Annotated in this window: 25 protein-coding genes and 2 pseudogenes; 19 read left to right on the top strand and 8 right to left on the bottom strand. The window is 67.0% G+C overall.

Annotated elements, in window-relative coordinates:
- Nucleotides 1-38 precede the first annotated feature (38 nt).
- The gene (locus tag EDD40_RS35945; RefSeq protein WP_123746839.1) at nt 39-917 is read right to left on the bottom strand and encodes a LacI family DNA-binding transcriptional regulator; all 879 of its coding nucleotides are present in this window, start codon (nt 915-917) and stop codon (nt 39-41) included.
- Between the two features lie 135 nt (nt 918-1,052).
- Entirely contained in the window at nt 1,053-1,916 is an 864-nt protein-coding gene (locus EDD40_RS42805) for a carbohydrate-binding domain-containing protein (RefSeq protein WP_211348305.1), read from the bottom strand.
- 452 nt (nt 1,917-2,368) lie between these two features.
- Between EDD40_RS42805 and EDD40_RS35960 the strand changes: the two genes are divergently transcribed.
- From EDD40_RS35960 to EDD40_RS36010, 12 genes and pseudogenes are all read left to right on the top strand, one after another.
- The gene (locus EDD40_RS35960) at nt 2,369-3,646 is read left to right on the top strand and encodes an ABC transporter substrate-binding protein (protein ID WP_123746840.1); all 1,278 of its coding nucleotides are present in this window, start codon (nt 2,369-2,371) and stop codon (nt 3,644-3,646) included.
- Between the two features lie 44 nt (nt 3,647-3,690).
- Nucleotides 3,691-4,569 (top strand): carbohydrate ABC transporter permease, encoded by an 879-nt coding sequence (locus EDD40_RS35965; RefSeq protein WP_211348306.1) that lies wholly within the window; start codon nt 3,691-3,693, stop codon nt 4,567-4,569.
- The gene (locus tag EDD40_RS35970) at nt 4,566-5,438 is read left to right on the top strand and encodes a carbohydrate ABC transporter permease (protein ID WP_123746842.1); all 873 of its coding nucleotides are present in this window, start codon (nt 4,566-4,568) and stop codon (nt 5,436-5,438) included. Before EDD40_RS35965 ends, EDD40_RS35970 begins: the two co-directional genes overlap by 4 nt.
- Before the next feature lie 69 nt (nt 5,439-5,507).
- The gene (locus EDD40_RS35975; protein ID WP_211348307.1) at nt 5,508-6,506 is read left to right on the top strand and encodes a LacI family DNA-binding transcriptional regulator; all 999 of its coding nucleotides are present in this window, start codon (nt 5,508-5,510) and stop codon (nt 6,504-6,506) included.
- A 262-nt stretch (nt 6,507-6,768) separates the two neighbouring features.
- Complete coding sequence (locus EDD40_RS35980) at nt 6,769-8,400, top strand: cellulase family glycosylhydrolase (RefSeq protein ID WP_123746843.1); 1,632 nt, start codon at nt 6,769-6,771, stop codon at nt 8,398-8,400.
- A gap of 260 nt (nt 8,401-8,660) precedes the next feature.
- Nucleotides 8,661-10,049, top strand: coding sequence for a pectate lyase family protein (locus tag EDD40_RS44970; RefSeq protein ID WP_123746844.1), 1,389 nt, complete (start codon nt 8,661-8,663; stop codon nt 10,047-10,049).
- 235 nt (nt 10,050-10,284) lie between these two features.
- A pseudogene (locus EDD40_RS43970) lies at nt 10,285-10,509 on the top strand (cellulose binding domain-containing protein); the annotation flags it as partial.
- A 210-nt stretch (nt 10,510-10,719) separates the two neighbouring features.
- A complete protein-coding gene (locus tag EDD40_RS35990; protein ID WP_281277860.1) occupies nt 10,720-12,414 on the top strand; it encodes a rhamnogalacturonan lyase in 1,695 nt (564 codons plus the stop codon).
- A 7-nt stretch (nt 12,415-12,421) separates the two neighbouring features.
- Entirely contained in the window at nt 12,422-14,266 is a 1,845-nt protein-coding gene (locus EDD40_RS35995; protein ID WP_281277834.1) for a glycoside hydrolase family 6 protein, read from the top strand.
- Nucleotides 14,267-14,397: 131 nt separating this feature from the next.
- Nucleotides 14,398-15,609 carry a glycoside hydrolase family 6 protein gene (locus tag EDD40_RS36000; RefSeq protein ID WP_246038110.1) on the top strand — a complete coding sequence of 404 codons (1,212 nt, stop codon included), beginning with the start codon at nt 14,398-14,400 and terminating at the stop codon, nt 15,607-15,609.
- A 439-nt stretch (nt 15,610-16,048) separates the two neighbouring features.
- Nucleotides 16,049-16,441 (top strand): anti-sigma factor antagonist, encoded by a 393-nt coding sequence (locus tag EDD40_RS36005; RefSeq protein ID WP_123746848.1) that lies wholly within the window; start codon nt 16,049-16,051, stop codon nt 16,439-16,441.
- A 258-nt stretch (nt 16,442-16,699) separates the two neighbouring features.
- Nucleotides 16,700-17,194, top strand: a complete 495-nt coding sequence (locus EDD40_RS36010; protein WP_123746849.1) for a hypothetical protein — start codon at nt 16,700-16,702, stop codon at nt 17,192-17,194.
- Here EDD40_RS36010 and EDD40_RS42820 read toward each other — a convergent pair.
- Nucleotides 17,169-17,462 (bottom strand): integrase core domain-containing protein, encoded by a 294-nt coding sequence (locus tag EDD40_RS42820; RefSeq protein WP_211348308.1) that lies wholly within the window; start codon nt 17,460-17,462, stop codon nt 17,169-17,171. The two genes, EDD40_RS36010 and EDD40_RS42820, sit on opposite strands and share 26 nt — an antisense overlap.
- Before the next feature lie 132 nt (nt 17,463-17,594).
- Entirely contained in the window at nt 17,595-18,251 is a 657-nt protein-coding gene (locus tag EDD40_RS42825) for a hypothetical protein (protein WP_246038112.1), read from the bottom strand.
- Between the two features lie 338 nt (nt 18,252-18,589).
- Here EDD40_RS42825 and EDD40_RS36020 point away from each other — a divergent pair, with 338 nt between their 5' ends.
- The gene (locus EDD40_RS36020; RefSeq protein ID WP_123746850.1) at nt 18,590-19,234 is read left to right on the top strand and encodes a TRADD-N-associated membrane domain-containing protein; all 645 of its coding nucleotides are present in this window, start codon (nt 18,590-18,592) and stop codon (nt 19,232-19,234) included.
- Here EDD40_RS36020 and EDD40_RS44510 read toward each other — a convergent pair.
- On the bottom strand, nt 19,223-19,354 hold the full coding sequence (locus tag EDD40_RS44510) for a hypothetical protein (protein WP_281277865.1): 132 nt from the start codon (nt 19,352-19,354) through the stop codon (nt 19,223-19,225). The genes EDD40_RS36020 and EDD40_RS44510 overlap by 12 nt on opposite strands.
- On the opposite strand from EDD40_RS44510, the gene EDD40_RS42105 reads away from it, so the two are divergent.
- Nucleotides 19,332-19,640 (top strand): integrase core domain-containing protein, encoded by a 309-nt coding sequence (locus tag EDD40_RS42105; RefSeq protein ID WP_425471360.1) that lies wholly within the window; start codon nt 19,332-19,334, stop codon nt 19,638-19,640. The genes EDD40_RS44510 and EDD40_RS42105 overlap by 23 nt on opposite strands.
- On the opposite strand, the gene EDD40_RS36030 is transcribed toward EDD40_RS42105, so the two are convergent.
- Nucleotides 19,624-20,793, bottom strand: coding sequence for a tetratricopeptide repeat protein (locus EDD40_RS36030; RefSeq protein WP_148089010.1), 1,170 nt, complete (start codon nt 20,791-20,793; stop codon nt 19,624-19,626). The genes EDD40_RS42105 and EDD40_RS36030 overlap by 17 nt on opposite strands.
- A gap of 62 nt (nt 20,794-20,855) precedes the next feature.
- Nucleotides 20,856-21,953 (bottom strand): integrase core domain-containing protein, encoded by a 1,098-nt coding sequence (locus EDD40_RS36035; protein ID WP_123746853.1) that lies wholly within the window; start codon nt 21,951-21,953, stop codon nt 20,856-20,858.
- 16 nt (nt 21,954-21,969) lie between these two features.
- Between EDD40_RS36035 and EDD40_RS36040 the strand changes: the two genes are divergently transcribed.
- Complete coding sequence (locus EDD40_RS36040; protein ID WP_123746854.1) at nt 21,970-22,455, top strand: hypothetical protein; 486 nt, start codon at nt 21,970-21,972, stop codon at nt 22,453-22,455.
- 121 nt (nt 22,456-22,576) lie between these two features.
- Here the strand turns inward: EDD40_RS36040 and EDD40_RS36045 are convergent.
- Nucleotides 22,577-22,687 (bottom strand): annotated as a pseudogene (locus EDD40_RS36045) (IS5/IS1182 family transposase); the annotation flags it as partial.
- 473 nt (nt 22,688-23,160) lie between these two features.
- Here EDD40_RS36045 and EDD40_RS36055 point away from each other — a divergent pair.
- From EDD40_RS36055 to EDD40_RS36070, 4 genes are read left to right on the top strand one after another with little or no spacing between them, the layout of a single operon-like run.
- Nucleotides 23,161-24,135 carry an AvrD family protein gene (locus EDD40_RS36055; protein WP_123746855.1) on the top strand — a complete coding sequence of 325 codons (975 nt, stop codon included), beginning with the start codon at nt 23,161-23,163 and terminating at the stop codon, nt 24,133-24,135.
- Nucleotides 24,125-25,159, top strand: a complete 1,035-nt coding sequence (locus tag EDD40_RS36060) for a beta-ketoacyl-ACP synthase III (protein WP_246038113.1) — start codon at nt 24,125-24,127, stop codon at nt 25,157-25,159. The genes EDD40_RS36055 and EDD40_RS36060 overlap by 11 nt, the downstream gene beginning before the upstream one ends.
- A complete protein-coding gene (locus EDD40_RS36065) occupies nt 25,152-25,421 on the top strand; it encodes a phosphopantetheine-binding protein (RefSeq protein WP_123746857.1) in 270 nt (89 codons plus the stop codon). The genes EDD40_RS36060 and EDD40_RS36065 overlap by 8 nt, the downstream gene beginning before the upstream one ends.
- Complete coding sequence (locus tag EDD40_RS36070) at nt 25,418-26,095, top strand: HAD family hydrolase (protein WP_123746858.1); 678 nt, start codon at nt 25,418-25,420, stop codon at nt 26,093-26,095. Before EDD40_RS36065 ends, EDD40_RS36070 begins: the two co-directional genes overlap by 4 nt.
- Nucleotides 26,096-26,192 lie beyond the last annotated feature (97 nt).

Raw genomic sequence — 26,192 nt, forward strand, 5'->3', positions numbered from 1 at the left:
CGGCAGTCATCCGAGGACTGCGGTGTTGTCGCTGGATTCTACGACGGTGCGACGGCAGTGCTGGCGCGGACGGTCAACCGGGGCTCCAGGAGGTGAGTCCGCCGCGCACCGGACAACGCGATGTCCACCGCTGTCTGTCCGAGGGTTTCGGGGAGGACTCCGACCGAGGTGATGGCCACTGGTGCGCGGGTGGCCGTTTCGTCGGAGCACAGGGCCATCACCGACACGTCCTGCGGTACGCGGAGATGACGCTGATCCAGCTCGGAGAGCACCTCGCCGATCAGCAGCTCGTCTGCGACGACCAGTGCGCTGGGGTGGGTTTCCACCGGATTGACGCCTGGCTGCCAGACCTGTGTCCGCACGGTGCAGCCCAGGGCACGGGCGGCGCTGGCGAAGCCCCAGAAGAAGTCCTCGAGCGGATCTCGGTGCAGGAAAGCAACGGTGCAGTGTCCGAGATCGGCCAGGTAGGTGGCGCATTGCGTGCCCGCGGCGGCGCGGTCGACGTCGACCCGGGAGTCTTCGACCGCGCTGTCCGGTGTGCCGACCCGCACCACGGGCATTGACGAGTGGCAGGGTGCGGTGGCCGGCGAGACGATGATCAGCGAGTCGACTTCTTGGGCGCTTGTCGCATCGGCGGTCGCGCTCAGCAGGAGGTCCACGTCATCGCGTCGTGCGCGTGTGGATGCGGCTACCAGGAATGAGCCGAGCCACATTGGTCCCACGTCGGCCTGTCCGGGGAGGAGCAGCGCCAGCGTCTTGTTGCGGGTGAGCCGCCGTGGTTCGTAGCCGAGGACTCGGACGCTGTCTTCGATGCGTTGTCGGGTGTCGGTCGAGATCGAGCGTTTCCCGCTGAGGGCGTAGGACACCGTGCTCAGCGAGACACCGGCGTGTCGGGCAACGTCGGCGAGGGTGGTCATGTTGCTTCACTCCTGCTTCGAAAACGGGTGGTCCGTCCCGGTCGCTCCTGGGCAAGGGCGCGACCGGGACGGACCGGTGGTGGCGGGACGGCCTCGGGGGAGAGGTGCCGTCACCGCGCGGGAGGGTGTTGGTCTCTAGATGGGGCGGACGTCGACCCAGAAGCGGGTGTCGTTGCTGAGGTTCGACGAGTTGCTGTTGATCTGGCTCTGGATCCAGTAGATGGCGGTCTTGTAGCCGTTGATGTCGCTGGTGTTGGGGTTGTTGAGGCCCGTCTCGCCGTTGCGGTGGCCGGCGAACCAGGTGTTGAGGCCGTAGCCGCTCTGGCTCTGGTGCAGGCAGGAGATGTCGGCGGAGAGGTTGCTGTTGAGCGCCGCGCCGTTGTTCCACTGGCTGACCGACTGGCCGCTGAACCGGCTGCACTTGGAGCGCAGCATCAGCCAGTTCTGCTTGAAGATGCCGAAGTTGGCGGCGTCGTAGGTCTTGTTGTCGCCGTAGGCGTAGTTGGTGGACATGTTGTCGGTCTCCAGCATGGCCACGGCCAGGTCGAGGCTGTTGCCGCCGGCGTTGCGGACCTGCTGTTTGCGGTAGCCCAGGCCGCTGACGCTGTAGGAGCCGCAGCTCATGCCCGACGGGCACGCTGTCGAGCCTCCGCCGCCTCCGCTGCCGCCGTCGGCGGCGCCACCGCGCACGACGCAGGAGCGGCTGTTCTCCCAGCCCCACCCGTCGCCGTCGGGGTCCGACGAGCTGCCGTTGGCGCAGTACGGGTAGCCGTTGGGGGCGTTGCCACCGCTGCCCGAGCCGGTGTCGGCAGCACCGCCGCGCACCACGCACGACGCGCTGTTCTCCCACCCCCAGCCGTCTCCGTCCGGGTCGCTGGAACTGCTGCTGCAGTAGGGGTAGCCGTTGGGCGCGTTCTCGGCGACCGCAGGGGCCGCGCTCATGACGGCGCCCGTGACCGCCAGCAGCAGCCCGAGCACCACCCCGATGAATCTCCTCATCCGCTCTCACTCCTTTGTGCGAGTCGTTGTAGCGGCGACGCACGGCCAGAGTGCAGAACTTTACCGCTTAAGTCAACAGGCTCAGATCTCTCGCTCTTGAGGATCTCCGAATGGGTGCGGGGGTCGTCGTGCGGCCTGGCCGGATGCCCGATGACAATTCTTGTCCAGTGAATGCTTAGCGATGCGTACGATTTGCACTAGCAAGTCTTACGATATATGAGCAGGTCAGAGCCCATGGTCGAACTATTGGGTGAGTGTCTCAACTATTTCTGCCCAGGTCTGACTTTTGCTTCGTACGGATGCAGTTGGGACGGACTGATGCACGTAAGGTGCAACCGAACATCGTATTGACCGGTTAACCAAGTCGGGCGTACGGTCTCGAACACCTCCGGCAGAGTCGCTGTACGCCGGTGTTTCGCAACGATGCGCGCCGATATCCGAGGAGCAGCACAATGGGAAAGTTCAGGGCGGGGGTCGCTGCCGCCGCGGTGGTCCTCGTCGCCGCGTGCGGCACTGACGCGACCGACTCCGGTGCGGACGGGAAGATCGACGGCAAGATCACCGTCCTGACGAACCGCACCGACCTGGTCGACACGAAGTTCAAGGAGTACGCGGAGCAGTTCAAGCAGCTGCACCCTGATGTCGAGGTGGTCTTCGAGGGCATCACGGACTACGACAACGAAGTCAAGATCCGGATGAGCACGGACAACTACGGCGACGTGCTGCTGATCCCGAACTCGATCACTTCGCTGTCGGACCTGCCGGACTACTTCGAGCCGCTGGGCTCGGTGTCGGAGCTGGGGCAGAAGTACCGGTTCGTCACCGAGAAGGCGTTCGAGGACAAGGTCTACGGCCTCGCGGTGACGGGCAACGCGTTCGGCTTCGCCTACAACAAGAAGGTCTGGGCCGCCGCAGGCGTGACCGCACCGCCCGAGACGCCGGAGGACTTCCTCGACGCGCTGCGCGACATCAAGGACAAGACCGACGCGGTCCCGCTGTACACGAACTACCGCAACGGCTGGCCGCTGACCCAGTGGCAGGACGCACGCGGCTCGGTCAGCGCCGACCCGCAGGTGTCGAACAAGATGGCCGCGGACGACTCGCCCTGGGCCGAGGGCAAGACCCAGCACACCATCGACTCACTGCTGTTCGACGTGGTCGCGAACAAGCTCGCCGAGGACGACCCGCTCACCACCGACTGGGAGTCGTCCAAGAGCATGATCGGCACGGGCCAGGTCGCCACCATGATGCTCGGCTCCTGGTCGATCACCCAGCTGCGCGCCGCCGCGCCGAACAAGGACGACATCGGCTACCTGCCGTTCCCGGTGCAGGTGGACGGCAAGTTCCACTCGGCCATCGCCGGGGACTACAAGAACGGCATCAACATCCACTCGAAGAACAAGGACACCGCCCGCGCGTGGATCGACTGGTTCGCCGAGAAGTCCAACTTCGCCACGGCGGAGGGTGGGATCTCCCCGCTCAAGGACGGCCCTGAACCGGACACCCTGGCCGACTTCACCGCCGCCGGCGTCGAGTACTTCGAGGTGGACCACGCCCAGGACGCCGTCGTCACCAAGATCGACGACGCGGCCGAGATCGGACTGTACGAGCAGACCTACCGACAGGGTCTGGTCGACGCGGCACGTGGTGCGAGCGGAAAGAGCAAGCAGGACGTCTTCGACGACCTGAACACCCGCTGGGCCGAGGCCAAGGCCCTGGTCACGAAGTGACGACCCGCACCGCGCCGGCACCGACCGTCCCCTCTCGGCGGTCGGTGCCGGTTCGTCACCGCAAACGCCGGGCCGGTGCGCTGCCGTGGCTGTTCCTGGCGCTTCCACTGCTGCTGCTGGCGGTGTTCACCTACATCCCCGTCATCAGCATGGCCTGGTACAGCAGCACGTCGTGGAACGGCGTGAGCAAGCGGATGCCGTTCGTCGGCGCCGAGAACTACGTGGAGATCTTCACCAGACCGCAGCTGTTCGAGGTGTTCCTGGTCAGCCTCTACTACGTCGTCGCGGCGTTCCTGCAGCTCGGTGTGGCACTGTACTTCGCGACGCTGCTGAGCTTCCGGGTCCGGTTCGGGAACCTGTTCAAGGGCCTGCTGTTCTTCCCGTACCTGGTCAACGGTGTGGCCATCGCGTTCGTGTTCCTGTACTTCTTCCGGCCCGACGGCACGCTGGACTCGCTGCTGAATTTCGTCGGCCTGTCCGGGCACCAGTGGCTGGGCGACCCGGACACGGTGAACTACTCGCTGGCGGGCGTGTCCGTCTGGCGCTACACGGGCTTGAACTTCGTGCTGTTCCTCGGCGCCATCCAGTCCATCCCGTCGGACCTGTACGAGGCGTCCGACATGGACGGCGCGACCCGGTGGCAGCAGTTCCGGCACATCATCCTGCCCGGCATCCGACCGGTCGTGGGCCTGATGTCGATCCTGGCGCTGGCCGGGTCGCTGTCGGTGTTCGAAATCCCCTACATCATGACCGGCGGCGCGAACGGCAGCCGGACGTTCGTCATCCAGACCGTGGACATGGCCTTCCGGTTCGACAAGGTCGGCCTGGCCTCGGCGATGGCGTTCGTGCTCCTCGCGCTCGTGCTGCTGGTGACCTGGGTGCAGCGCCGCCTGTTCCCCGACGACCGGAGCACGACCCCATGACCACCACTCCCACGAGCACCCGCAAGACCGCAGTCCACAAGACCGCCACCACCCGCAAGGCCGGGCCCGTCGCCTACGTCACGCTGGTGCTCGCCGGCCTGGTCGCGGTGGTGCCGCTGGCCGTGGTGCTGCTCGCCTCGCTCAAGGACGCCGCCGAGTTCCGCGCAGACAGCCCGTTCGACCCACCCTCGAACTGGCTCAACTTCGACAACTACACCACCGCGCTCACCGACGGCGAGATGGGCACGGCGTTCCTCAACACCACGATCATCCTGCTGTTCTCCGTCACCGGAACCATCTTCATCGGCTCCATGACCGCCTACGCCGTGGACCGGTTCCGCTTCCGGCTGCGCGGTGCCGTGCTCGGCGCGTTCCTGATCGCCTCGCTGGTGCCCGCCGTGACGACGCAGGTCGCCACGTTCCAGGTGATCGACGTGCTCGGCCTGCACGACACCCGCACCGCGGCCGTGCTGCTGTTCACCGGCACCGACATCGTGTCCATCTACATCTTCCTGCAGTTCATCCGGTCCATCCCGCACGACCTGGACGAAGCCGCCCTCGTCGACGGCGCGTCCCGCTGGACCATCTACTGGAAGGTCATCCTCCCGCTGCTCAAACCCGCGATCGCCACCGTGGTGATCGTCAAGGGCATCGCCATCTACAACGAGTTCTACATCCCCTTCCTCTACATGCCCTCACGCGACCTCGGCGTGATCTCCACGTCCCTGTTCCGCTTCAAAGGTCCGTTCAGCGCCCAATGGGAGGTCATCTCCGCCGGCGTGGTCATCGTCGTGCTGCCCACGCTGGTCGTGTTCCTGCTGCTGCAGAAGTGGATCTACAACGGGCTCACCGCCGGTGCCACCAAGTGAACGCGCGCCGCATCACCGGAACGCTGGTCCGTCGAACCGATCGGTGTGATGCGGATGAGACGGCCGACCATGTCCGACATCGCCCGCGAGGCCGGCGTCTCGAAGGTCGCGGTGTCCTACGCGTTGAACGGGCGCTCCGGGGTGTCGGAGACGACGCGTCGGAGGATCCTGAACATCGCCGCCCGCCTCGGCTGGCACCCGAACAGCGCCGCCCTCGCCCTGGCCGCCCACCGCACGCACATCATCGGGCTCGCGGTGCCCCGCCCGGCACGGGCCCTCGGTGTGGAACCGTTCTTCATGGGCTTCGTATCCGGGATCGAGACCGAACTGGCGGAGCACGAGTTCTCCCTCCTCCTGCACGTCGCGATCGACCAGGACGAGGAGATCGCGACCTATCACCGCTGGTCGGCCGGGCGCATGGTGGACGGCGTGATCGTCGTGGACCTGCGGACCGAGGACGTCCGGGTGCCGGTTCTGGAGGAGTTGGGCCTGCCCACGGTCGTTGCCGGCGGTCCAGCGGGTCTGGGGAACCTGTCCGGCTTGTGGACCGACGACGGTGCGGCCGTCGACTCGGCGGTGGACCACCTCGTCGCACTCGGGCACCGAAGGATCGCCAGGGTCGCCGAGATGACCTATCTGAGCCGTACGGCTGTGCGGACCGAGGCGCTGCGTGCCGCGGCCCGCCGCCATGGGCTGCCTGAACCGATCGTCGTGACGTCCGATCCCGCGGGCGACGAAGGAGCACGGGCCACCCGACTTCTACTGGCCCGACCGAAGCGCCCCACGGCGATCTTCTTCGACAACGACGTGATGGCCGTCGCCGCGCTCGGCGTTGCTGCGGAGATGGGCGTCCCGGTACCGGGGAGCCTGTCCGTGGTGGCCTGGGACGACTCCGTGTTGTGCGAACTGGTCCGACCTCAACTGACCGCACTGGCTCGGGACAACCCGGGCTACGGCGCCCGTGTCGCCAGGTTGCTGCTGGATCGAATCCACAGTGGGCGCATGGACGCGGAGGTGACCCTCGTGTCCACCCTGCGCATACGGGGAAGCACCGGGCCGTGCACTTAAGCGGTTGAGTAAGAGTCACGTTGTCCGGAAGTGGACACCGTCGTCGAAGCGGTTCGAACAGGCATGATGCGAGTGGCTCTTGACACTTAAGCGCTTAATTGCTGAAGTGGATGGGCGATGGATGCATCCCGGAGAATCGCCGCGAGTGCCGATCCACCGCACGGGGTTCCCGCTCGTCGGTCCACATGTGCGGCGAACGGGTGGCCCGAGCCGCCCCGGTAGCGGGTTCCGCATTGTCAACGCCGACAACTGTGAGGAAGCAATGTTCAGACGATGGGCGATGGTCGCCGCGGTCGCACTGACCGCCGCGGTCGTGCCCCTGGTGACCGCCCCTGCCGCCTCGGCGGCCAACGGGTTCTACGTCAGCGGGGGCAGGCTCTACGACGCCAACGGCAACGACTTCGTGCTGCGGGGCGTCAACCACGCGCACACGTGGTACACCGACAAGACCACCCAGGCGATGAAGGACATCAAGGCGCTGGGCGCCAACAGCATCCGCGTGGTGCTCGGCTCCGGCGACCGGTGGACCAAGAACGACGCCTCCGACGTGGCGAACATCGTGTCCCAGTGCAAGGCCAACAAGCTCATCTGCGTCCTGGAGGTGCACGACACCACCGGCTACGGCGAGGACGGCGCGGCGGCCAGCCTGGCGAAGGCGGCGAACTACTGGCTGAGCATCAAGAGCGCCATCGTCGGCCAGGAGAAGTACGTCATCGTCAACATCGGCAACGAGCCCTACGGCAACACCAACTACGGCAACTGGGTCAACGACACCAAGAGCGCCATTCAGACCCTGCGCTCCGGCGGCCTGACCCACACGCTGATGGTCGACGCCCCGAACTGGGGCCAGGACTGGTCGGGCACCATGCGCGACAACGCCTCCTCCGTCTTCGGCGCCGACTCGTTGAAGAACACCGTGTTCTCGATCCACATGTACGGCGTGTACGACACGTCGTCGGAGATCAGCTCGTACCTGAACACCTTCGTCAGCGCCAAGCTGCCGATCCTGGTGGGCGAGTTCGGCAACAACCACTCGGACGGCAACCCGGACGAGGACTCGATCATGTCCATCACCCAGTCGCTCAAGCTGGGCTACATGGGCTGGTCGTGGAGCGGCAACGGAGGCGGCGTCGAGTACCTCGACATGGCCAACAGCTTCAACGCCTCCAGCCTCAGCTCCTGGGGTCAGCGGTTCTTCAACGGCTCTAACGGCATCAAGGCCACCTCCAAGGAGGCCAGCGTCTACGGCGGTGGTGGCGGCGACCCGAACGACACCACGCCGCCGAGCACGCCGGGGACCCCGTCGGCGTCGAACGTGGCCTCCAGCGGTGTCAGCCTGTCGTGGAGCGCGTCCTCCGACAACGTCGGCGTCAGCTCCTACCAGGTCGTCCGCGTGAACAGCTCGTCCGAGACGACCGTGGCGTCCCCGTCGACGAACTCTGCGTCGATCAGCGGGCTCAGCGCTTCGACCTCCTACACGTTCGCGGTGTACGCGTTGGACGCGGCGGGCAACCGCTCGTCCAGGTCGAGCACCGTCACCGTGACAACGTTGTCAGGTGGCGGCAACGGTGGCGGCAGTTGCGACGTCACCTACCGGGTCAGCCAGTCGTGGAACGGCGGGTTCCAGGGCGAGGTGGCGATCAAGAACACCTCGTCGTCGGCCGTGAACGGTTGGACGCTGGTGTGGTCGTTCTCCAACGGCCAGACCGTGACCCAGATGTGGCACGCCCTCGCGTCGCAGAGCGGGAGCCAGGTCAGTGCCCGCAACGAGACGTGGAATCCGGTGATCGGCGCCGGTGGTTCGGTGAGCCTCGGCTTCACCGGTTCGTACAACGGCACGAACAGCGCGCCTACCGCGTTCACGCTGAACGGGGCCACCTGCTCGGTCTCGTGACCGGGTGACGGCCGACGCCCGTGCGGACCACTCGTCTCCCGTGGTCCGCACGGGCTCGCCGCGTGCCTTACCGCCGGTTTATGAATGTGAAAGAATGGCTCGCCGGCCGTCTTCTCTCCAGTTGCTCTTGTGTTTCTCGAAACTATTGCGCTAGCGTTTCTGGGAGCGCTCCCAATGGTTCACGAGAGAACCCGGTTTCACCTGTGTGAACGCCGCTTCGGAGAGCTTTTCCGCTCATTCCTGCTCGCAAGGAGGCGTGCATGAGTCTGCGCAAGGTATTCCGATCCCGGAAGGGGACGGGAATTCTCGCGGGGGCAACGGTGGTAGCGGTGACCGCCGGTCTGGTGGTCGTCGGGGGCACGAGTGCCAGTGCGGCGGCCGGCTGCCGGGTCGACTACACGATCACCAACCAGTGGGACACCGGGTTCGGCGCGAACGTCACGATCACCAACCTGGGTGACGCGGTGTCGGGCTGGACGCTCCAATGGGACTTCGCCGCGGGTCAGTCCGTCGACAGCGGCTGGGGCGGGTCGTTCGCCCAATCCGGCAGCACCGTCACGGTGAGCAACGCCGCCTGGAACGGTTCGATCGGCACCGGTGCGTCGGTGACGCCGGGCTTCAACGGCAAGTGGTCGGGTTCCAACCCGACGCCCAGTTCATTCAAGCTCAACGGCGTGGCCTGCACCGGCTCCACGACGGGCACGTCCACGTCAACCTCCACGTCGACCACGACCGCCACCACGACGACCTCCTCCTCCACCACCACGACCACGACGACAGACAACCAGAATCCGCCCAGTGGCCTGGCCGGTTGGGCCACCCAGAACGGCGGCACCACCGGCGGCGGCAGCAGCTCGTCGGTGAGCGTGGGCAATTCGTCGGCGCTGGCCTCGGCGGTGAGCGGCACAAACGCCTCCGTCGTCCGAGTCACCAGCTCGTTCTCCTGCTCCGGAATGATCAAAGTCGGGTCGAACAAGACGATCCTCGGTGCGTCCGGGGTGACGATCTCCGGCTGCGGCCTCACCCTGAGCGGATCGAAGAACGTCATCATCCGCAACCTGTCCTTCTCCGGGTGGGACGACGACGCGATCAACGTCGAGTCGGGCTCCACGAACGTCTGGATCGACCACAACAGCTTCACCAACGGCTACGACGGCGCGGTGGACATCAAGCGCGCCAGCGACTTCATCACCGTGTCGTGGAACCGCGTCTACAACCACGGCAAGTCGATGCTGTTGGGCCACAGCGACGGCAACGGCAGCCAGGACACCGGGCACCTGCGCGTGACCTACCACCACAACTACTTCGACGGCTCCGGCACGCGGCACCCGCGCGTCCGGTTCGGCAACCCGGTGCACGTCTTCAACAACTACTACCGGGACAACGAGTACGGCGTGGCGTCGACCATGGACGCCGGTGTGCTGGTCGAAGGCAACTACTTCGAGAACGTCGACGAACCGACCCTGGTCGGCTACGCCGACTCCGATCCCGGCACGCTCGTGCAGCGCAACAACTACTTCGTCGGCTCCGGATCGCCCGAGTCCGCGGGTTCCGTCGCGAGCATCCCGTACTCCTACTCCGTCGACAGCGCGAGCGGTGTCAAGTCCACCGTCGTGAACGGCGCGGGCGCGGGCAAGATCTCCGTCTGACGCCCCGAAAGCCGGTGGTGGGTCGGCGTTGGCGGGCTCCGACCCACCACCACCCTGCCAACAACGGACAACGACGTCCCACGGCAGCGCCCGCGGGACGCGGACAGGAGCAACGGTGCTCACAACCCTGTCACGGCGGGCGGCCCTGGCCGCGACCGCCGCGCTCGGACTGGTCGGCGGCCTGACCGTCGTCGGCGTCGCCTCGGCGTCGCCCGGCTGTGGGGTCGACTACGTGGTGCAGAACAGGTGGGAGGGCGGATTCTCCACCAACGTCACCATCACCAACCTGGGAGACCCGGTCGACGGATGGTCCCTGGCCTGGACCTTCCCCGGCGCCGAGCGGTACTCGCAGGGCTGGAACGCGGCGTTCACCGCGTCCGGTGCCGACATCACCGCTACCAACGTCGACTGGAACAGATCGATTCCGACAGGCGGGAGCGTGGCGTTCGGCTTCAACGGAACCACATCGAGCACGACGGTCAGTGTGCCGACGTCCTTCGCCCTGAACGGCACCACCTGCACCGGTGGTACGAACCCGACAACAACCACCACGAGCCCTACCGGCACAACCACAACGACGACAACGACGACGACCACAACGACGACGACGAACCAGCCGATTCCCGATCCCAGTGGCCGCAGGCAGGTCGAGCGGCTGGATCGTGGGTTGGTGAGCGTCCGCTCGGGCAGCGGCAACCTGGTGAGCTGGCGACTGCTCGGCGGTGACCCGCAGAACGTCGCCTTCAACGTGTACCGCAGCGGCACCAAGCTCAACGGCTCACCCATCACCGGCTCGACCAACTACCACGACAGCGGCGCCTCCTCCGACGCCTCGTACACCGTGCGCGCCGTCGTCAACGGCTCCGAGCAGGCCGCGTCACCCGCCTCGCTCACGTTCGCCAACGGCTACCGGGACGTGCCCATCCAGTCACCGGGAGGCAGCTACAGCGCCAACGACGCGAGCGTGGGCGACCTGGACGGTGACGGCGACTACGAGTTCGTGCTCAAGTGGGACCCCTCGGACTCCAAGGACAACTCGCAGTCCGGCTACACCAGCAACGTCTACATCGACGCCTACCGCCTCGACGGCACCCGCATGTGGCGCATCGACCTGGGCCGCAACATCCGCGCGGGCGCGCACTACACCCAGTTCCAGGTCTACGACTACGACGGAGACGGCAAGGCCGAAGTCGCGATGAAGACCGCCGACGGCACCCGCGACGGCCGCGGCACGTCCATCGGCAACGCGAGCGCCGACTACCGCAACTCGGCCGGCTACATCCTCTCCGGTCCCGAGTACCTGACCATGTTCAACGGCCAGACCGGCGCGGCGATGTCCACCGTCGACTACGTCCCGGCCCGCGGCACCGTCTCCAACTGGGGCGACAGCTACGGCAACCGCGTCGACCGCTTCCTCGCCGGCACCGCCTACCTCAACGGCTCCACCCCGAGCCTGATCATGGCCTGCGGCTACTACACCCGCGCCGTCGTCGCCGCATGGGACTTCCGCAACGGCCAACTCAGCCGCAAGTGGACCTTCGACTCCAACAGCTCCAGCTCCGGCAACAGCGGATTCGCCGGCCAGGGCAACCACTCCCTGACCGTCGGCGACGTCGACCAGGACGGCCGCGACGAGATCGTCTACGGAGCCGCCGCCATCGACGACGACGGCCGCGGACTGTGGAACACCGGCCTCGGCCACGGCGACGCCGCCCACCTGGGCGACCTCGACCCGTCACGTTCGGGCCTGGAGTACTTCAAGGTCTCCGAGGACTCCTCCAAGCCGGGCTCGTGGTTCGCCGACGCCCGCACCGGCCAGCGACTGTGGTCCACGGCGTCCGGTGGTGACAACGGCCGCGGCGTGTCCGGCGACATCTACGCGGGCAGCGCGGGCGCGGAATCCTGGTCCGCCATGGACTCCAGCCTCCGCGACACCAGGGGCAACACCATCGGCCGCGAACCGTCGTCGATGAACTTCCTGATCTGGTGGGACGGCGACCCGACCCGCGAGCTGCTCGACCAGACGAAGATCGACAAGTACGGCACGGGCGGCGAGACCTGGCTCCTGACCGGATCCAACGTGTCGTACAACAACGGGACCAAGGCCACCCCGGCCCTGTCCGCGGACCTGTTCGGCGACTGGCGGGAAGAGGTCGTCTGGCGCACCAGCGACAACAGCGCGCTGCGCATCTACTCCACCCCCGACCAGACCGACCGGCGCATCCCCACATTGATGCACGACACCATGTACCGGGTCGCGATCGCCTGGCAGAACACCGCCTACAACCAGCCCCCGCACCCCAGCTTCCACATCGGCAACGGCATGGCCACCCCGCCCTGGCCGGACGTGTACTACGCGGGTTGAACCTTCGGTGGTCGGTGGCCCATCGGTCACCGACCACCGGGAAGTGCTCCCCGAAGCAGACGAACATCCGCAACGCAAACAACAACCCACGCTGCGAGGACTCTGCATGAGAGCGAAGATCTTGGCCCGCGGTGGCGTTGTCGCCGCCGCACTGAGCCTCTGTTCGGGGCTGTTGATCCTGGCGAGCACCTCGGCCAGCGCAGCCCCCGCGTGTACGGTCGAGTACCGCATCAACCAGTGGGACACCGGCTTCACGGCCGATGTCACGCTCAAGAACCTGGGCAACGCGATCTCAGAGGGCTGGACCCTGGAATGGGACTTCGCGGGTAACCAGAAGGTCACCAACGGCTGGAGCGCGACCTACACCCAGTCCGGTCAGCACGTGAGTGCCAAGAACCCGGAATGGACACCGGGATTGCCCACGGGAGGATCTGCGAGTTTCGGCTTCAACGCCTCCTATTCGGGCTCCAACACCGCCCCGACATCGTTCACACTCAACGGGACAGTCTGCAACGGCAGTCCGACCACGACAACGACCACCACGGGTACGACGACCACGACCACCACTGGCAACCCCGGTGAGCACGTGGCCAATCCTTACTCGGGGGCCGAGGGCTACCTGAACCCGGACTACGTCGCGAACGTCAACAGCCTGGCCGACTCAACCGGCGGCACGCTGGGCACCGCCATGCGGAAGGTCGCCCAGAACTCGACCGCGGTGTGGATGGACCGCATCGGCGCCATCACCTCCGGCCGCGGGTTGACCGGCCACCTGGACGAGGCGGTGCGACAGGCGTCGGGCGGCACGCCGGTGGTGATCCAGGTCGTCATCTACGACCTGCCCAACCGGGACTGCGCCGCGCTGGCCTCCAACGGCGAACTCCAGGTCGGACAGAACGGCCTGGCCCGGTACAAGACCGAATACATCGACCCGATCGCGGCGATCCTGGCGAACTCGAAGTACCGTGATCTGCGCATCGTCGCCATCGTCGAACCCGACTCGCTGCCCAACCTGGTGACGAACCTGGGCAAGTCCAAGTGCGCCGAGGCCAGCTCCAGCGGAGCGTACGTCCAGGGCATCCAGTACGCCCTGAACAAGCTCGCCGCGATCCCGAACGTCTACAACTACCTCGACATCGCGCACTCGGGCTGGCTGGGTTGGAGCTCCAACATGGGCCCCGCCGTGCAGCTGATCGCCAACACCGTGAAGGGCACCACCAAGGGCGTCAACAGCGTGGACGGGTTCGTGTCCAACCTGGCCAACTACACGCCGACCGACGAGGTCAACCTGCCCGACCCGACGTACGACGTCGGTGGCCAGCCGCTGCAGGCGGCGCCCTACTACCAGTACAACCCGCACTTCGACGAGGCCGACTACAGCACGGAGATGCGCGCCCGGTTCGTTTCGGCGGGCTTCTCCGGAGACATCGGCATGTTGATCGACACCTCCCGCAACGGGTGGGGCGGCGCCAACCGCCCCAGCGGAGCCAGCGGGTCCAGCGCGGAAGCCTACGTCAACTCCGGTCGCATCGACCGCAGGTTGCACCGCGGCAACTGGTGCAACCAGAACGGCGCAGGCATCGGCGCACGACCCACCGCCGCGCCACGGACCGGGTTCGACGCCTACGTGTGGATCAAACCGCCCGGCGAGTCCGACGGCATCGCCACCAAGACCGACGGCCCCAACGAAGAGGGCAAGCAGCACGACCCGATGTGCGACCCGTCCTACCGCGGAGACAACCAGGCCAATGGCGGCAACCTGACCGGCGCCCTCGCGAACGCCCCGCACGCCGGTTCATGGTTCCCCGCAGGCTTCACGGCCCTGGTCCAGAACGCCTACCCGGCACTCTGAGAGGACACACGGTGACGCGGAAGAAGAAAACCACAGCCGCCTTCGGCCTCTCCACCGCGCTCGTAGTCAGTACCGCTGCCCTGGCGGTGGCCGCCGGTACGACCGCTCAGGCAGCCGACTCCGCCTTCTACGTGGACCCTTCGACATCGAGCGCCAAGTGGGTCGCCGCCAATTCCGGCGACTCGCGGGCGGCGGTGATCCGCGACCGGATCGCCTCGGTTCCACAGGCGCGGTGGTTCACCACCACCAACACCTCGTCGGTGCGCTCGGAGGTCAGCTCGTTCGTCGGTGCGGCGGCCTCGGCCGGGAAAATCCCGATCCTGGTCGTGTACAACGTCCCCAATCGCGACTGCGGCGGAGCCAGCGGGGGCGGCGCGCCCTCGCACTCGGCCTACCGCGCGTGGGTCGACGAAGTCGCGGCCGGACTGGGCGGACGTCCCGCGACGATCGTGCTGGAACCCGACGTCCTCCCGCTGATGACCAGTTGCCAGAGCTCGGACCAGCAGAGCGAAACCCGGGCTTCGATGGCCTACGCGGGCAAGAAGCTCAAGTCCGGCTCCTCGCAGGCCAAGGTTTACTTCGACATCGGCCACTCCGCGTGGCTGAGCCCGTCGGAGGCGGCGAGCCGGTTGCGAGCCGCCGACATCTCCAACAGCGCGGACGGCATCTCCACGAACGTGTCGAACTATCGCACCACCTCGGACGAGGTGTCCTTCGCGAAAGCCGTGCTCAGTTCGGTCGGCGACGGCAGGCTCAAAGCGGTGGTGGACACCAGCCGCAACGGCAACGGTCCGGCCGGCAGCGAGTGGTGCGACCCATCCGGACGTGCGATCGGCACGCCCAGCACCACCAACACAGGCGACTCCAAGATCGACGCCTTCCTGTGGGTCAAGCTGCCCGGTGAGTCGGACGGATGCATCGCACCGGCCGGCCAGTTCGTGCCGCAGCGTGCGTACGACCTGGCGATCGCAGCAGGCCCGACATCAAGCACCACCACTACTACGACCACGACCACCACGGGAAACAACCCCGGCAGCGGCTGCACGGTTACCCACCGCGTGGTCAGCGAGTGGACTGGCGGCTACACCGGCGAGATCGTCATCGGGAACAAGGGCTCGGCCCTCAACGGTTGGACCCTGACCTTCTCGGCGCCGGGCGTGACCGTCACGCAGGGCTGGAACGGGACGTGGGCGGACTCGGGAGACGCGGTCCGAGTCACCAACACGTCCTGGAACGGATCACTCCCATCCGGTGGAACGACGACCATCGGGTACAACGCGAACTACGAGGGAACAACGTCACCGTTCACCTCGCCCGCGTTGAACGGCACGGTGTGCTCCTGACCCCGTGACCAGCCCTGAAGCGGTTCCCCGTCCGGTTGTCGCCTCCGCCGGACGGGGAACTCCGCACTTGCCGAGCAAGTTGTCCCCGAAGATCAGACGGTGTGGTGGTGCTCGGCGAGGACGCCGCGGAGTCGTTGACTTCGACGGATGCCGAGTGGGTGACCTCTGCTTGATCGACGACGTTGTGGCAGCGGGTGTAGTGGTCGTGCGTTGTCGAACTCTTCGTACTCCTCCGCAACCGTGGCGAGGGCGAGATACGAGTCCACCCGGATCATGTCGGTCACAGTGCGTGTCCGACATGCCGTGGCGTTGCCCCATTCGGGCCTCCGGTAGTTTCCCGTCACCCGCTGATCTCTACTGTCACGGTTGGTCGAAGTGACCGCATCGGGGTTGAAAAGCCAGCCCGCCACCGTGGACATGGGCGTTAGGGGAGCGACCGATGGAACAGCAAGACGGGGCGGCTCTGGTGGAGGCCGTCGAGGTGAGGGGCGTGCCGGTGCTGCGCGTCTCGGGTGATCTCGACATGGGCACCGTCGACGCGGTGCGGCAGGAGGTGCTGGTCTGGCTGGACACCACGACCTCCGCCTCGGTGATCGACCTGTCCGCGGTGAGGTTCCTGGCTTCCCACGGACTGGCGCTGCTGGTGGAAGCTACGCAGCACGCCGAGCGCTGCGGCACGACCTTCGTCCTCGTGGCCGGTCATCGCGCTGTGCTCAGGCCGCTCCAGGCCACCGGCCTGATCCCGGTGTTCACGATCCACTCCGATGTCGACCGGGCTGTTGCCGAGGTGCGGGGTGCCGCTCCGGCGAGCCCGCCACCGTCGCTTGATTAGGTCGCCCGCAATCGGGTAATGACCGGGAACCGTCAGCACGCGTGCTCGCACGGTAGAACCGTTCCTCTTAGGGGCCGGTCCGGGCCGGACCGCCCGGAAGGTTGACCACACAGCCTCTGCGCCCGGTCCGGCCTTCCCCGTCCCAGAGCCTGTTCGCCACTGGACGGGTTCCTGCTGCTCATAGGTTGTGCGACTTCATCTCCGCCCGCCTGGCCGGGTGGCCGATCCGTTCGGCCACCGCCGGTAGCATGATCAGCTGTGATGATCGAGGAGGCGATGGACCGCAACCTCGCCGAGCACGCCGCCCACCTGCACCGGGGTTTGCCGAACGCCATCGTGACCGACACCGGCGACCTGCTGGTCGCCGACAGCGGGCTGGAAGACGACACGTTCAACCTCGCCGCCGCCGCCCGCTTCACGTCGGAGAACGCGACCGAGCGCATCGAGCAGGCGGTCCGTGCCGTCCAGGCCACCGGACGGCCTTTCTCCTGGTGGGTGGGCCCCGCCTCCACACCTGCGAACCTCGGCGACCTGCTCACCTCTGCCGGCCTGCCCGCGTCGGAGTCCGAGACCGGGATGTGGCGCGACCTGACCGACCTGCCGGAGATCCCTCCCACCGGTCGCCTCGACATCCGCCCGGTGACCACGCCGGAGGACCTGGCCGACTTCGCCGCCGTCCTCGCCGCGAACTGGGACCCTGTGCCGCTCGAAAAGTCATCGCTGCTGGTCAAGCGACGTGTCTGTGCTTATTGATGAGGCCGCCGAGGATGCAGGTGCGGCGCACTCTGCGGGTGTCGAGGTCGTGTATCGCGGCGGAGTGTTGCTGAGCTTCGGGTGGTAGTTGGTGGCGGGCCTGGTGGTGGCGGTGTCGGTTGTAGTGGTGTTCGTAGGTCTTGAGGACGTGTCGTGCGGGGGCCTCTCCCGTGATGAGGATGTGGTCGAGGAGTTCGCGTCGGATGGTGCCGATGACCCGTTCGCAGTGGGCGTTCATCCGGGGGGCCTGCGGTGCGCTCTTGATCACGTGCAGGTCGTCGGCCTGGAAGACGGCGTCGAACGTCTGGCTGTACTTGCCGTCGCGGTCCCGGAGAAGGAAGCGCAGGGACTCCGTCCGGTGTCCGAGGTCGGCGGTGAGGTTCCTGGCCTGCTGTGTGGTCTATGCCTGGGTGGGGTGGGCGGTGACGCCGGTGATGTGCAGGCGTCGGGTGTCGTGTTCGAGGAATGCCAGTGCGTAGAGGCGCTTGCCGAGCACGGTGTCGAGGTGGAGGAAGTCCGCCGCGATGATGCTCTGGGCTTGGGCGGTGAGGAACTGCCGCCAGGTGGGGCCGGTGCGGCGTGGTGCCGGGCCGATGCCGGCGTCGTGCAGGATCTGCCAGACCGTCGAGGGTGCGATGTGGTGGCCGAGTGGGTCCAACTCACCCTGGATCCGCCGATGACCCCATCGCGGGTTCTCCCGGGCGAGTCGCAGCACGAGGGTCTTGACCGCGGCTCGTGTCGGTAGGCGTCCGGTGCGTCGACGCGCGGAATGGTCCCACGTGCGGGCCACGAACCTGCGATGCCAGGCGAGCAGGGTGCCCGGCGTGACCGGGAAGACCTCCCGCCACCGGCGGCGATCCACCAGTCCGGACAGGGCGGCGAACCAGAACCGATCGGCGGGCTCGTAGCGGACCGGACCCGCGAGTTGCCGACGAAGGACCGCGTTCTCGTGCCGCAGCACGAGCAGCTCGGCGTCCTTCGCCGCCTCGCCGCGCAGCAGCACCGCCGGGACGGACAACACCCTCCGGGTCACCTTGTACAGCAGCGACACGATCACCCGGACATGGTCCCAACACCGTGACAGCCTTGCTCTACCAGCGGCGATGACTTTTCGAGCGGCACAGGAGCACGGACGGGTCTTTCTGCTCGGCGGACGAGTTGGTCGCACTTCTCATCCTGCCGCCGAAAGACCGTCCGCACGTTCAGGCCCGCCCCACCGTCACTAACGTCATGACCCGCAACATCTAGTCGCAGACACTCCCGGCTCGGGCGGACCTCGGGCCTGGCCGACTGTGGCATCTTGGACCTACGGCCGCCGTGGCGGCCGGAAGCGCTCGCCGGTGGGTTGCCCCGTGGGCCGGGACAGCACCACCTACCTTCACGGACCGGAGTGCCATGAAAGATGATCAGGACCCGCTGCCCGGTGAGGATTCGGTTGCCCATGCCGAGCGGAATACGATCAACGTATACGCTGGCGGCACCTTCATTCATCAGGCGGGGCGCGACCAAAGTGTGTCACTCGACCTCGACCGACCCGATGAGCGTGCGGACCAGGACGGTTTGTCGAAGAGTCGACAAGCGTTCTTGTTCGACTTCTACAAACAGGCGCTCAAGCAGGCCGGTACGACGTTTCGACTGAGCGTTATATTCATGACTATCGGCGCGACCGTTGTGATTGCGGGTGGCATCCTGGCGCTCACGAGGTTCGACGTCGTCGGGCGCGGCAACGTTACGTTGCTCACTGCTCTGAGCGGGGTGATTATTGGCTCGTGCGGTGGAGCGTTTGCCGTACATGCGGGCAGGGCGCGAAAGCATCTCACCGAACAGGCTGAGAAGATGGAGCGGGAATTTCAGGACGACCGCAGGCTGGAGCAGACCCTACGCTTGATCGACGAAGTCGAAAATCCTGTTTTGCGGGACCGACTCAAGTCTGTCACCGCGATGCGGGTGCTGGACTTGCGACCTGACCCGGAAAGTGTTACCCAGCAGCTTCTGGCGGTGAACGAAGAACCCAGGCCCCAAATACCGTCAACCGAATAGGTCGGCAATCAGTGCCTCGACGTTGGATGGGACCATACGATTCGCCGCCTCGCCGCGCAGCAGCACCGCCGGGACGGACAACAACTTCCGGGGCACCTTGTACAGCAGGGACACGATCACCCGGACATGGTCCCAACGGGGCGACACCCCGCTCTACCAGCAGCGATGGTATTCCGAGCGGCACAGGACCGGGTCGTGCTTCGACAACGCGGTGGCGGAATCGTTCTTCGCCACCCTCAAGACCGAGATCGGCACCACCGTCTGGGACACCCGCGACGACGCCCGACGCGACGTCTTCGCCTACCTCGGCTACTACAACCACGACCGTCTACATTCGACACTCGGCTACCGCACGCCCCACGAAGCCCGCGTCGGCTATCGTCAAGGTCTCACCCTCGTGGAATGAAATTCGGTGTCCGGTCATCGGGGACAACCTCAGTACTTGCTGTGGCCGTTGTCGAGAGTGAGTCGCCGAGGCTATCGAGTTGTCGCTGAATGCTTTCGGCGATGTCGAAGCGTTGCTGCTGTCGATACAGCTTCAGTGCTTCCTGCCAGGCCGTGCGGGCCTGGGAGTGCTGCCTTGTGGCGAGGTATGAGTGGCCGAGCCGGTCCAGCGTGCTAGCGGCTGCGTAAGTGTGGCGGAGGCCACGGAGCAGCGCAAGGGCTTGTTGGTGATGGACTACGGCCTCAAAGTGGTGGCCGGTGTGGTAGGCGATGTAGCCGAGGCTGTCCAGCGTCTTGGCTTGGCACTCGCGGTGTCCTGAGTGACGGCGGTGTACCGCGAGTGCGGCGGTACAGTATTCGCGGGCGGTGTCGTAGTCGCCGAGCCTAGCGGTGAACCAGCCGACTTGGTTAAGAGCAATCGCTTCCCAGGTCGGGCTGCCTATGGCCTGGAAGAGTTCCAGCGCGCGGGTTGCGTGACCCAGTGCCTGCCGGTCGTCACCGCGCTGTTCGTACGCCGATGCAAGGAATCGATGGGCGTTGGCCTGCCCGGTGCGGTCGTCCGTGTATCGGGCCAGCTCAAGTGCTGTTCGGAAGTGGTCGAACGCTTGGTCATGGTGTCCGAGCTCGCTCAGCGCGGAGCCGAGGAACCGGTGTGAGACGGTCCGCGCAACGAGGTCGGGGGATTCGTCGGCGGCCGCAGCGGCAGTTCGCCAGGCGGTGAGGTTGCTGTGCAGATGCCCTCCGCGGTAGTGGAAGGCGGTCATAGTCTTGGCCAACTGCCACGTGACCTGATGCATGCCCAGTGCTGCAGCGGAATGCTGGGCGGCCAGCAGACAGTGGTGCTCGGCGGCGAACCAAGTGAGGGCGGCAGCCTCGTCGGATAGTGAAAGGGGGTCACAACCCGGTCTCGGTGGCGCTAGCTCGAGCGGCCGTGCCGGTGGATTGAGGAGCCGATCGCCGTTTGCGGCGGTGTGAAGGTAAAAATCGATCAACCGGCGCAGTGCCGTGTCCTGCTGCTGCTCTGGGAGAGAGCGATGGGCGGTGTCGACGGCGTATCGGCGGATCAGGTCGTGCATCCGGTACCGGCCTTGTGGGTTGCGGCTGATCAGTGACACCTGCGTTAGCCCATTGAGCACTTTTCTGACCCTGTGCTTGCCGAAAATGTCGTCCGTGCAGGTCAGGCAGCATGGTAGTACCCGTTGAGGATGCCGCCCAGTCGTTGCCGTCGGCGGACGTCGAGTCTGGTGATCGCTGCTTGATCGGTGACGGCTGGTGGCAGGGCGCGTAGTGGTCGGGCGTTGGTGATGCCTTGGTGGGGGCGGTGGGTGTTGTAGTACCTCTCGTACTCGCGTAGGGCGTGGAGTAGGTGTGGTTGGTTCCAGATGAGGGTGCGGTCGAGGAGTTCGCGTCGGCAGCTGCGGATCCAGCGTTCCATGATCGCGTTCATGCGCGGTCTACGGGCACCGGTGAGGACGACCTGGATACCGGCGTCGGTGAGGACGGTGTCGAACAGGGCGGGGAACTCTCCATCCCGGTCGTGGATCAGGAACCGCGCGGAACTACCCGCCTCTTCAAGATCCATGACGAGGTTCCTGGCGGCTTGGGTGATCCAGGATGCGGTGGGGTGTGCGGTGGCGCCGAGGACGCGGATCCGGCGGTTGGCGTGCTCTATCACCGCGAGCACGTACAGGCGGGTGCCGCCCAGGGTGGTGGTCTCGAAAAAGTCGCAGGCCAGGGTCGCGTCGGCTTGGGAGCGGAGGAAGGCCGACCAGGTCGTGGAGGCGCGTTCTGGTGCCGGGTCGATTCCGGCGTCCTGGAGGATCTGCCAGGCGGTGGAGGCGGCGACTGTGATGCCGAGTACGAGTAGTTCGCCGTGGATGCGGCGGTAGCCCCAGGTGGGGTTCTCGCGCGTTAGGCGTAGTACCAGGAGTCGGATCGAGCGGATGGTCCGTGGTCGGCCTGGCCGTTTGGGGCGGGATCGGGCTGCGTGGCGGCGGGCGAGGAGGTCTCGGTGCCACCGCAGGACTGTCTCCGGGCGTACCAGTGGTCGGAGTCGATGAAGCGCTTGCGCCGGGAGTCGGTGCAGCGGGGCGGCGAGGAATGCCCGGTCGGCGGGGGAGAATCGTGGGCGGGTGTCTCCGAGTTGGCGTTGCAGGACCATGATTTGGTGGCGCAGTGCCAGGATCTCGGTGTCCTTGTCCCGGTCGCTCATGGGCAGCAGGCGCAGCAGCGCGAACGCGTTGGTCGCACCGAGGTAGGCCAGTCGGAGCAGCACAGCCGGTCATCATGCCGTGCTGGACGACATCACGCGGATGGCAACCGTGGCCCGTGAGAGCTTCAGGTACTTGGGCTGCGTAGGCCTTCTACCTGCGTGGATGAGGTTATCGGCATGCACAACGTCCGGGAACCGCGCCGCCACCGACTCGGACCACCCCGGTGGCTTGCCGCCGCCGCAGGAGAAGATGCACGTGTTCACGCGCGCTGCGCTCGGGGTAACAGAGACCGTGGACAACGGCGAGGGCACCTGTTGCACCGGTGACCTCGACGGCCTGCTGGTCGACCGCAAGACGTCGACGGGCGAGTGCTGCGCCGCAGTGACCGACCCGCAGGACAGCGTCGAACCTGGCTGCGGCACCAAGGCCCTTGGCGACGGGGAGAGCGTCAGCATGGAGCAAGGTAGGACCTTGTCGCGGAGAACGTGGACAACGTTGATCGTCGCGACTCTCCTCGTCGCTTTGACGATCGGCGTGCTCATGGGAATTTTGCCGCCGAGTTGACCTGGCTGCACTTCATAGTCCTGGCCGCTCTCGTGATCGTCGTGATCACGGGGTTCAAGCTGCTCGGCGGGTTCGACCAGCTCGAAAAGGCGAGGCGGCGGAATCGGGGAGGTCGGCCCCCGATGGTCAGGCGTCGGTAACAGGTCAGCCAGGAGATGGTGCGTTCGACTACCCAGCGACGTCGGCCGAGGCGGTCGGAGGATTCAACGCCCTTGCGGGCGATGCGCGGGATGGTGACGTATCCACCGGCAGAGGTCGTCGACGCCCCAGGCTCTGTCCGCGTGGGCGGAAGCGGCGCGGACCACGCCGGGACCCGTCCAGCGCGGCCTGGTGCGACCGCCGCCACGCCGAACGACGGCGGCAGATTCCGCCGGGCGCACCCGCTGGTCAATGCAAAGGCCATCGCGGTGAACACCGCCCGGTCGTCCACCGGCGCCGTCCCACCACCCTGCGGACGCGCAGCGACCTTCGGGTTCGACGGCACGAGCGTCTTCTGCCCGGTGACGTGGAAACCTCTCCACGGCAATGATGTGACATCGAGATGTCTTTTCTGATTCCGGGCGCACTCGGCCGCTGGTGACCCTAGAATTCATCTTCCTGTTGGTGGCACAAATACGATCGTTGGAACCACGACGCGATCCGGTGTGGCACTTAGAATGTGTTTCGCTATTCCGTCCCAGTGTGAACTTGAGGGGGAGTTCAAGCATGGCGACTTCGCGTTCGCGGATCGGCTCGGGGGAGCCGATCGACGCGCTTCTCGGCGCGCGGGATCGGCGGTACTTCGGGAACGGGTTCAGGCAGGGCGTGGTGCGGTTGCGCAGGGCGGGCCGGTCCTTCGGCGTCGGCGGTGACAGCCGGTTCGTCGGCCTCGGCACGGTCGGGTACTCCGCGCCGTGGTCGGTGAAGGCGTCCGGCCCGCAGAACCCGCACGTCAGCACGATCGACGCGTACCTGCTCGCGATCTCGGCGGCTTCCTCGCTGCTCGGTCCGAGGGGGACCGGTGCCGACCAACCGCTCGGCGCCGCGTGGGTGCGTCGGTGCGCGATCAAGGCGGGCGGTGCGCCGATCGAGGACGGGCTCGATCGGATCCCGGTGTCGGCGACGTGGGCACACGCCTCCACCGACCCCGCAGCCCGGGTGCTCCAGGTCTCCGTCACGGTCGGCAGCATGCTGGTGACGGTGGACGTGGATCCCGGTGGTGGCGTGCGGGCCCCGAGTGCGGTGGACCGGCCGCGCACCTACCGGACCACGGTGTCCGACCTGGTCGACGTCGAGGTGGCACCGGGTTCCGCCGAGGTGTCGGCGACGGTCCACTACAGCACGGGGCAGGGGGAGGAGGACTTGTTCCAGGAGATCGAGTCCCGCTACCCCGAAAGCCTGACGTTCGCCGAGGCGTTCGCCGACATGCTGCAGCTCGGCCAGGTGGGCCTCTACGCGATGGACGGCCTCGCCCGCGCCGACAGTGACACCCTGTGGATGCGCAACACGCTGTTCGAGGCGACGTCGCCCTTCCGCCCGCGCGTGCAGGGTGACCGGGTCACCGCCGAAATCCGGTCACCACGCGTTGTGACGATGCGCGGCCGGCGCTGGCGGATCGCGACGTTGCGGTCGCGGCGGGCGTCGATGGCGCTGAGCTGCTCGGTCGCGCACGCCCTCCCGGAGTTGCGCCGTGACCGGTAGCCCGCGCGTGCACCCGCCGGTGACGGTGCTGGGGATCGGTGGGTACGTCCCGGGTGTCCGGGTCACCAACGCGGACCTGCAGCGTCGCCTCGACACGACCGACCAGTGGATCACGCAGCGCACCGGTGTCCGCGTCCGGTACCACTGCGCCCCCGGCGAGTCGACCGGTGACCTGGCGGTTGAAGCCGGTCGCCGGGCGCTGCGGCACGCCGATCGCACGGCCGTGGACGCCGTGGTGGTCGCGACGACGACGCCCGACCACCCGAGCCCGGCCACCGCGCCCGCGGTGGCGAAGCGCCTCGGCCTCGGCACCGTCCCGGCGTTCGACGTGCAGGCGGTGTGCAGCGGGTTCCTGTACGCGGCCTCGATCGCGACGTCCTTCGTCCGGTCCGGTTGGGCGTCGACGGTCCTCGTGGTCGGTGCCGACGCGTTCAGCTCAATCCTCGACCCGACCGACCGGACGACGGCGGTGATCTTCGGTGATGGCGCCGGCGCGGCCGTCATCGGCCGGGACGGGGTCGTCGACGAACTCGGGTGGGGAACCTTCCACCTCGGCAGTGACGGCGACGCCGCGGACTGGATCACCGTGCCGGGCGGGGGGTCCCGGGCGCGGTCGTTGCCGGGGCAGGAGTTCGGCGAGTTCTTCCGGATGGCGGGCAGCAAGGTGTTCCAGGCCGCGGTGGACGCGATGACGTCCTCCTGCCGATCGGCGTTGCGGGCGGAGGGCTGGCGTGCCTCGGATGTCGACCACGTGGTCGGACACCAGGCCAACATCCGCATCCTGCGCGCGGTGGCGCACCTGCTCGACGTTCCCGAGTCGCGCGTGGTCGTGCACCTGGACCGGGTGGGCAACACCTCGGCCGCGTCGATCCCGCTCGCCCTGACCGCGGCCAGCCCGCGCTTCCGCGCCGGCGACAAGATCCTGCTCACCGCGTTCGGCGGTGGGACCACCTGGGGTGCGGCGACGCTGGTCTGGCCTTCCCGGCTGTCCGCCACGACCGTGTTGGGAGACAACGATGAGTGAGACGACGGACCTGACTTACCTGGACATCGCGGACACGTTCAACGAGCACTTCCCGGAGTTCGCCGCGGACGTCGACGAGAGCACCTCCTTCGACGACCTCGACCTGGACTCCCTCGTCCTGGTCGAGCTGGGAGTGGTGCTGCTCAAGCGGTACAACGTGCGGCTCTCCGAGGACGACATCGTCGGCGCGCGCGACTTCCGCACGCTCGCGGCACTGGTGAACGAGCGCAGGCGCGCCGAGTCGGCCCGCACCGCCGGATGAGGGCCGCGGGCCCGCCGGGAGTCGTCTTCGCCGACGTGGACGGCACCCTCATCCGCGGTTCCAGCCTCATCGACCTCCTGCTCTTCGACGCCGGGACGCGCGACGCGGTCGACGCGGCCGAGGCGTTGGTCCGATCCGTGCGCCAGGCGGCCGCGTCGGGCGTTCCCCGGTCCCGAACGGCGCCCTTGCTGTACTCGTGGTGGGCGGACCGGCCGGTGGCGGAGGTGCTCGACGTCGCGGAGCAGTGGGTGCGGTCGGGGCTCCGGTCGGACCGCACCCGGTTCGTCCACCGCGCGGTGGACGACGAGATCACGGCGCGCCGCGGCGCGGGCACCGCACTGGTGCTGGTGTCCGCGTCGTTCGACGCCCCGCTCGCGGCGCTGGCCGAGGTCTTCGACGCCACCGACGTCCTGTGCACCCCGATGGTGGTCGTCGACGGTCGGTACACCGGCGCCTCCGGCACCCCGATGTTGGGCGAGCACAAAGCCCGCGCGGTGCGCGGTTACCTGGCGGACGCGCCGCCCGGCCACAGCACCGCCTACGGCGACCACCCGACCGACCTCGAGATGCTCGCCGCGGTCGACGAGGCGGTCGTGGTGACCGATCGGACGCACGGTCCGCTCGTGGTCGAGGCCGCCGCGCGCGGGTGGCGGGTCATCACCGTCCCGCCCTGACCGGTTGAACGATGTAGTTCGAACTTGTATTATGCGAACTCGAACGATCGGGTGCGACCGGGTGCCCGGTCACCCACTTCTTCTTCTCCGCGGAGGA

This window comes from Saccharothrix texasensis, assembly GCF_003752005.1.
Classification (GTDB): domain Bacteria; phylum Actinomycetota; class Actinomycetes; order Mycobacteriales; family Pseudonocardiaceae; genus Actinosynnema; species Actinosynnema texasense.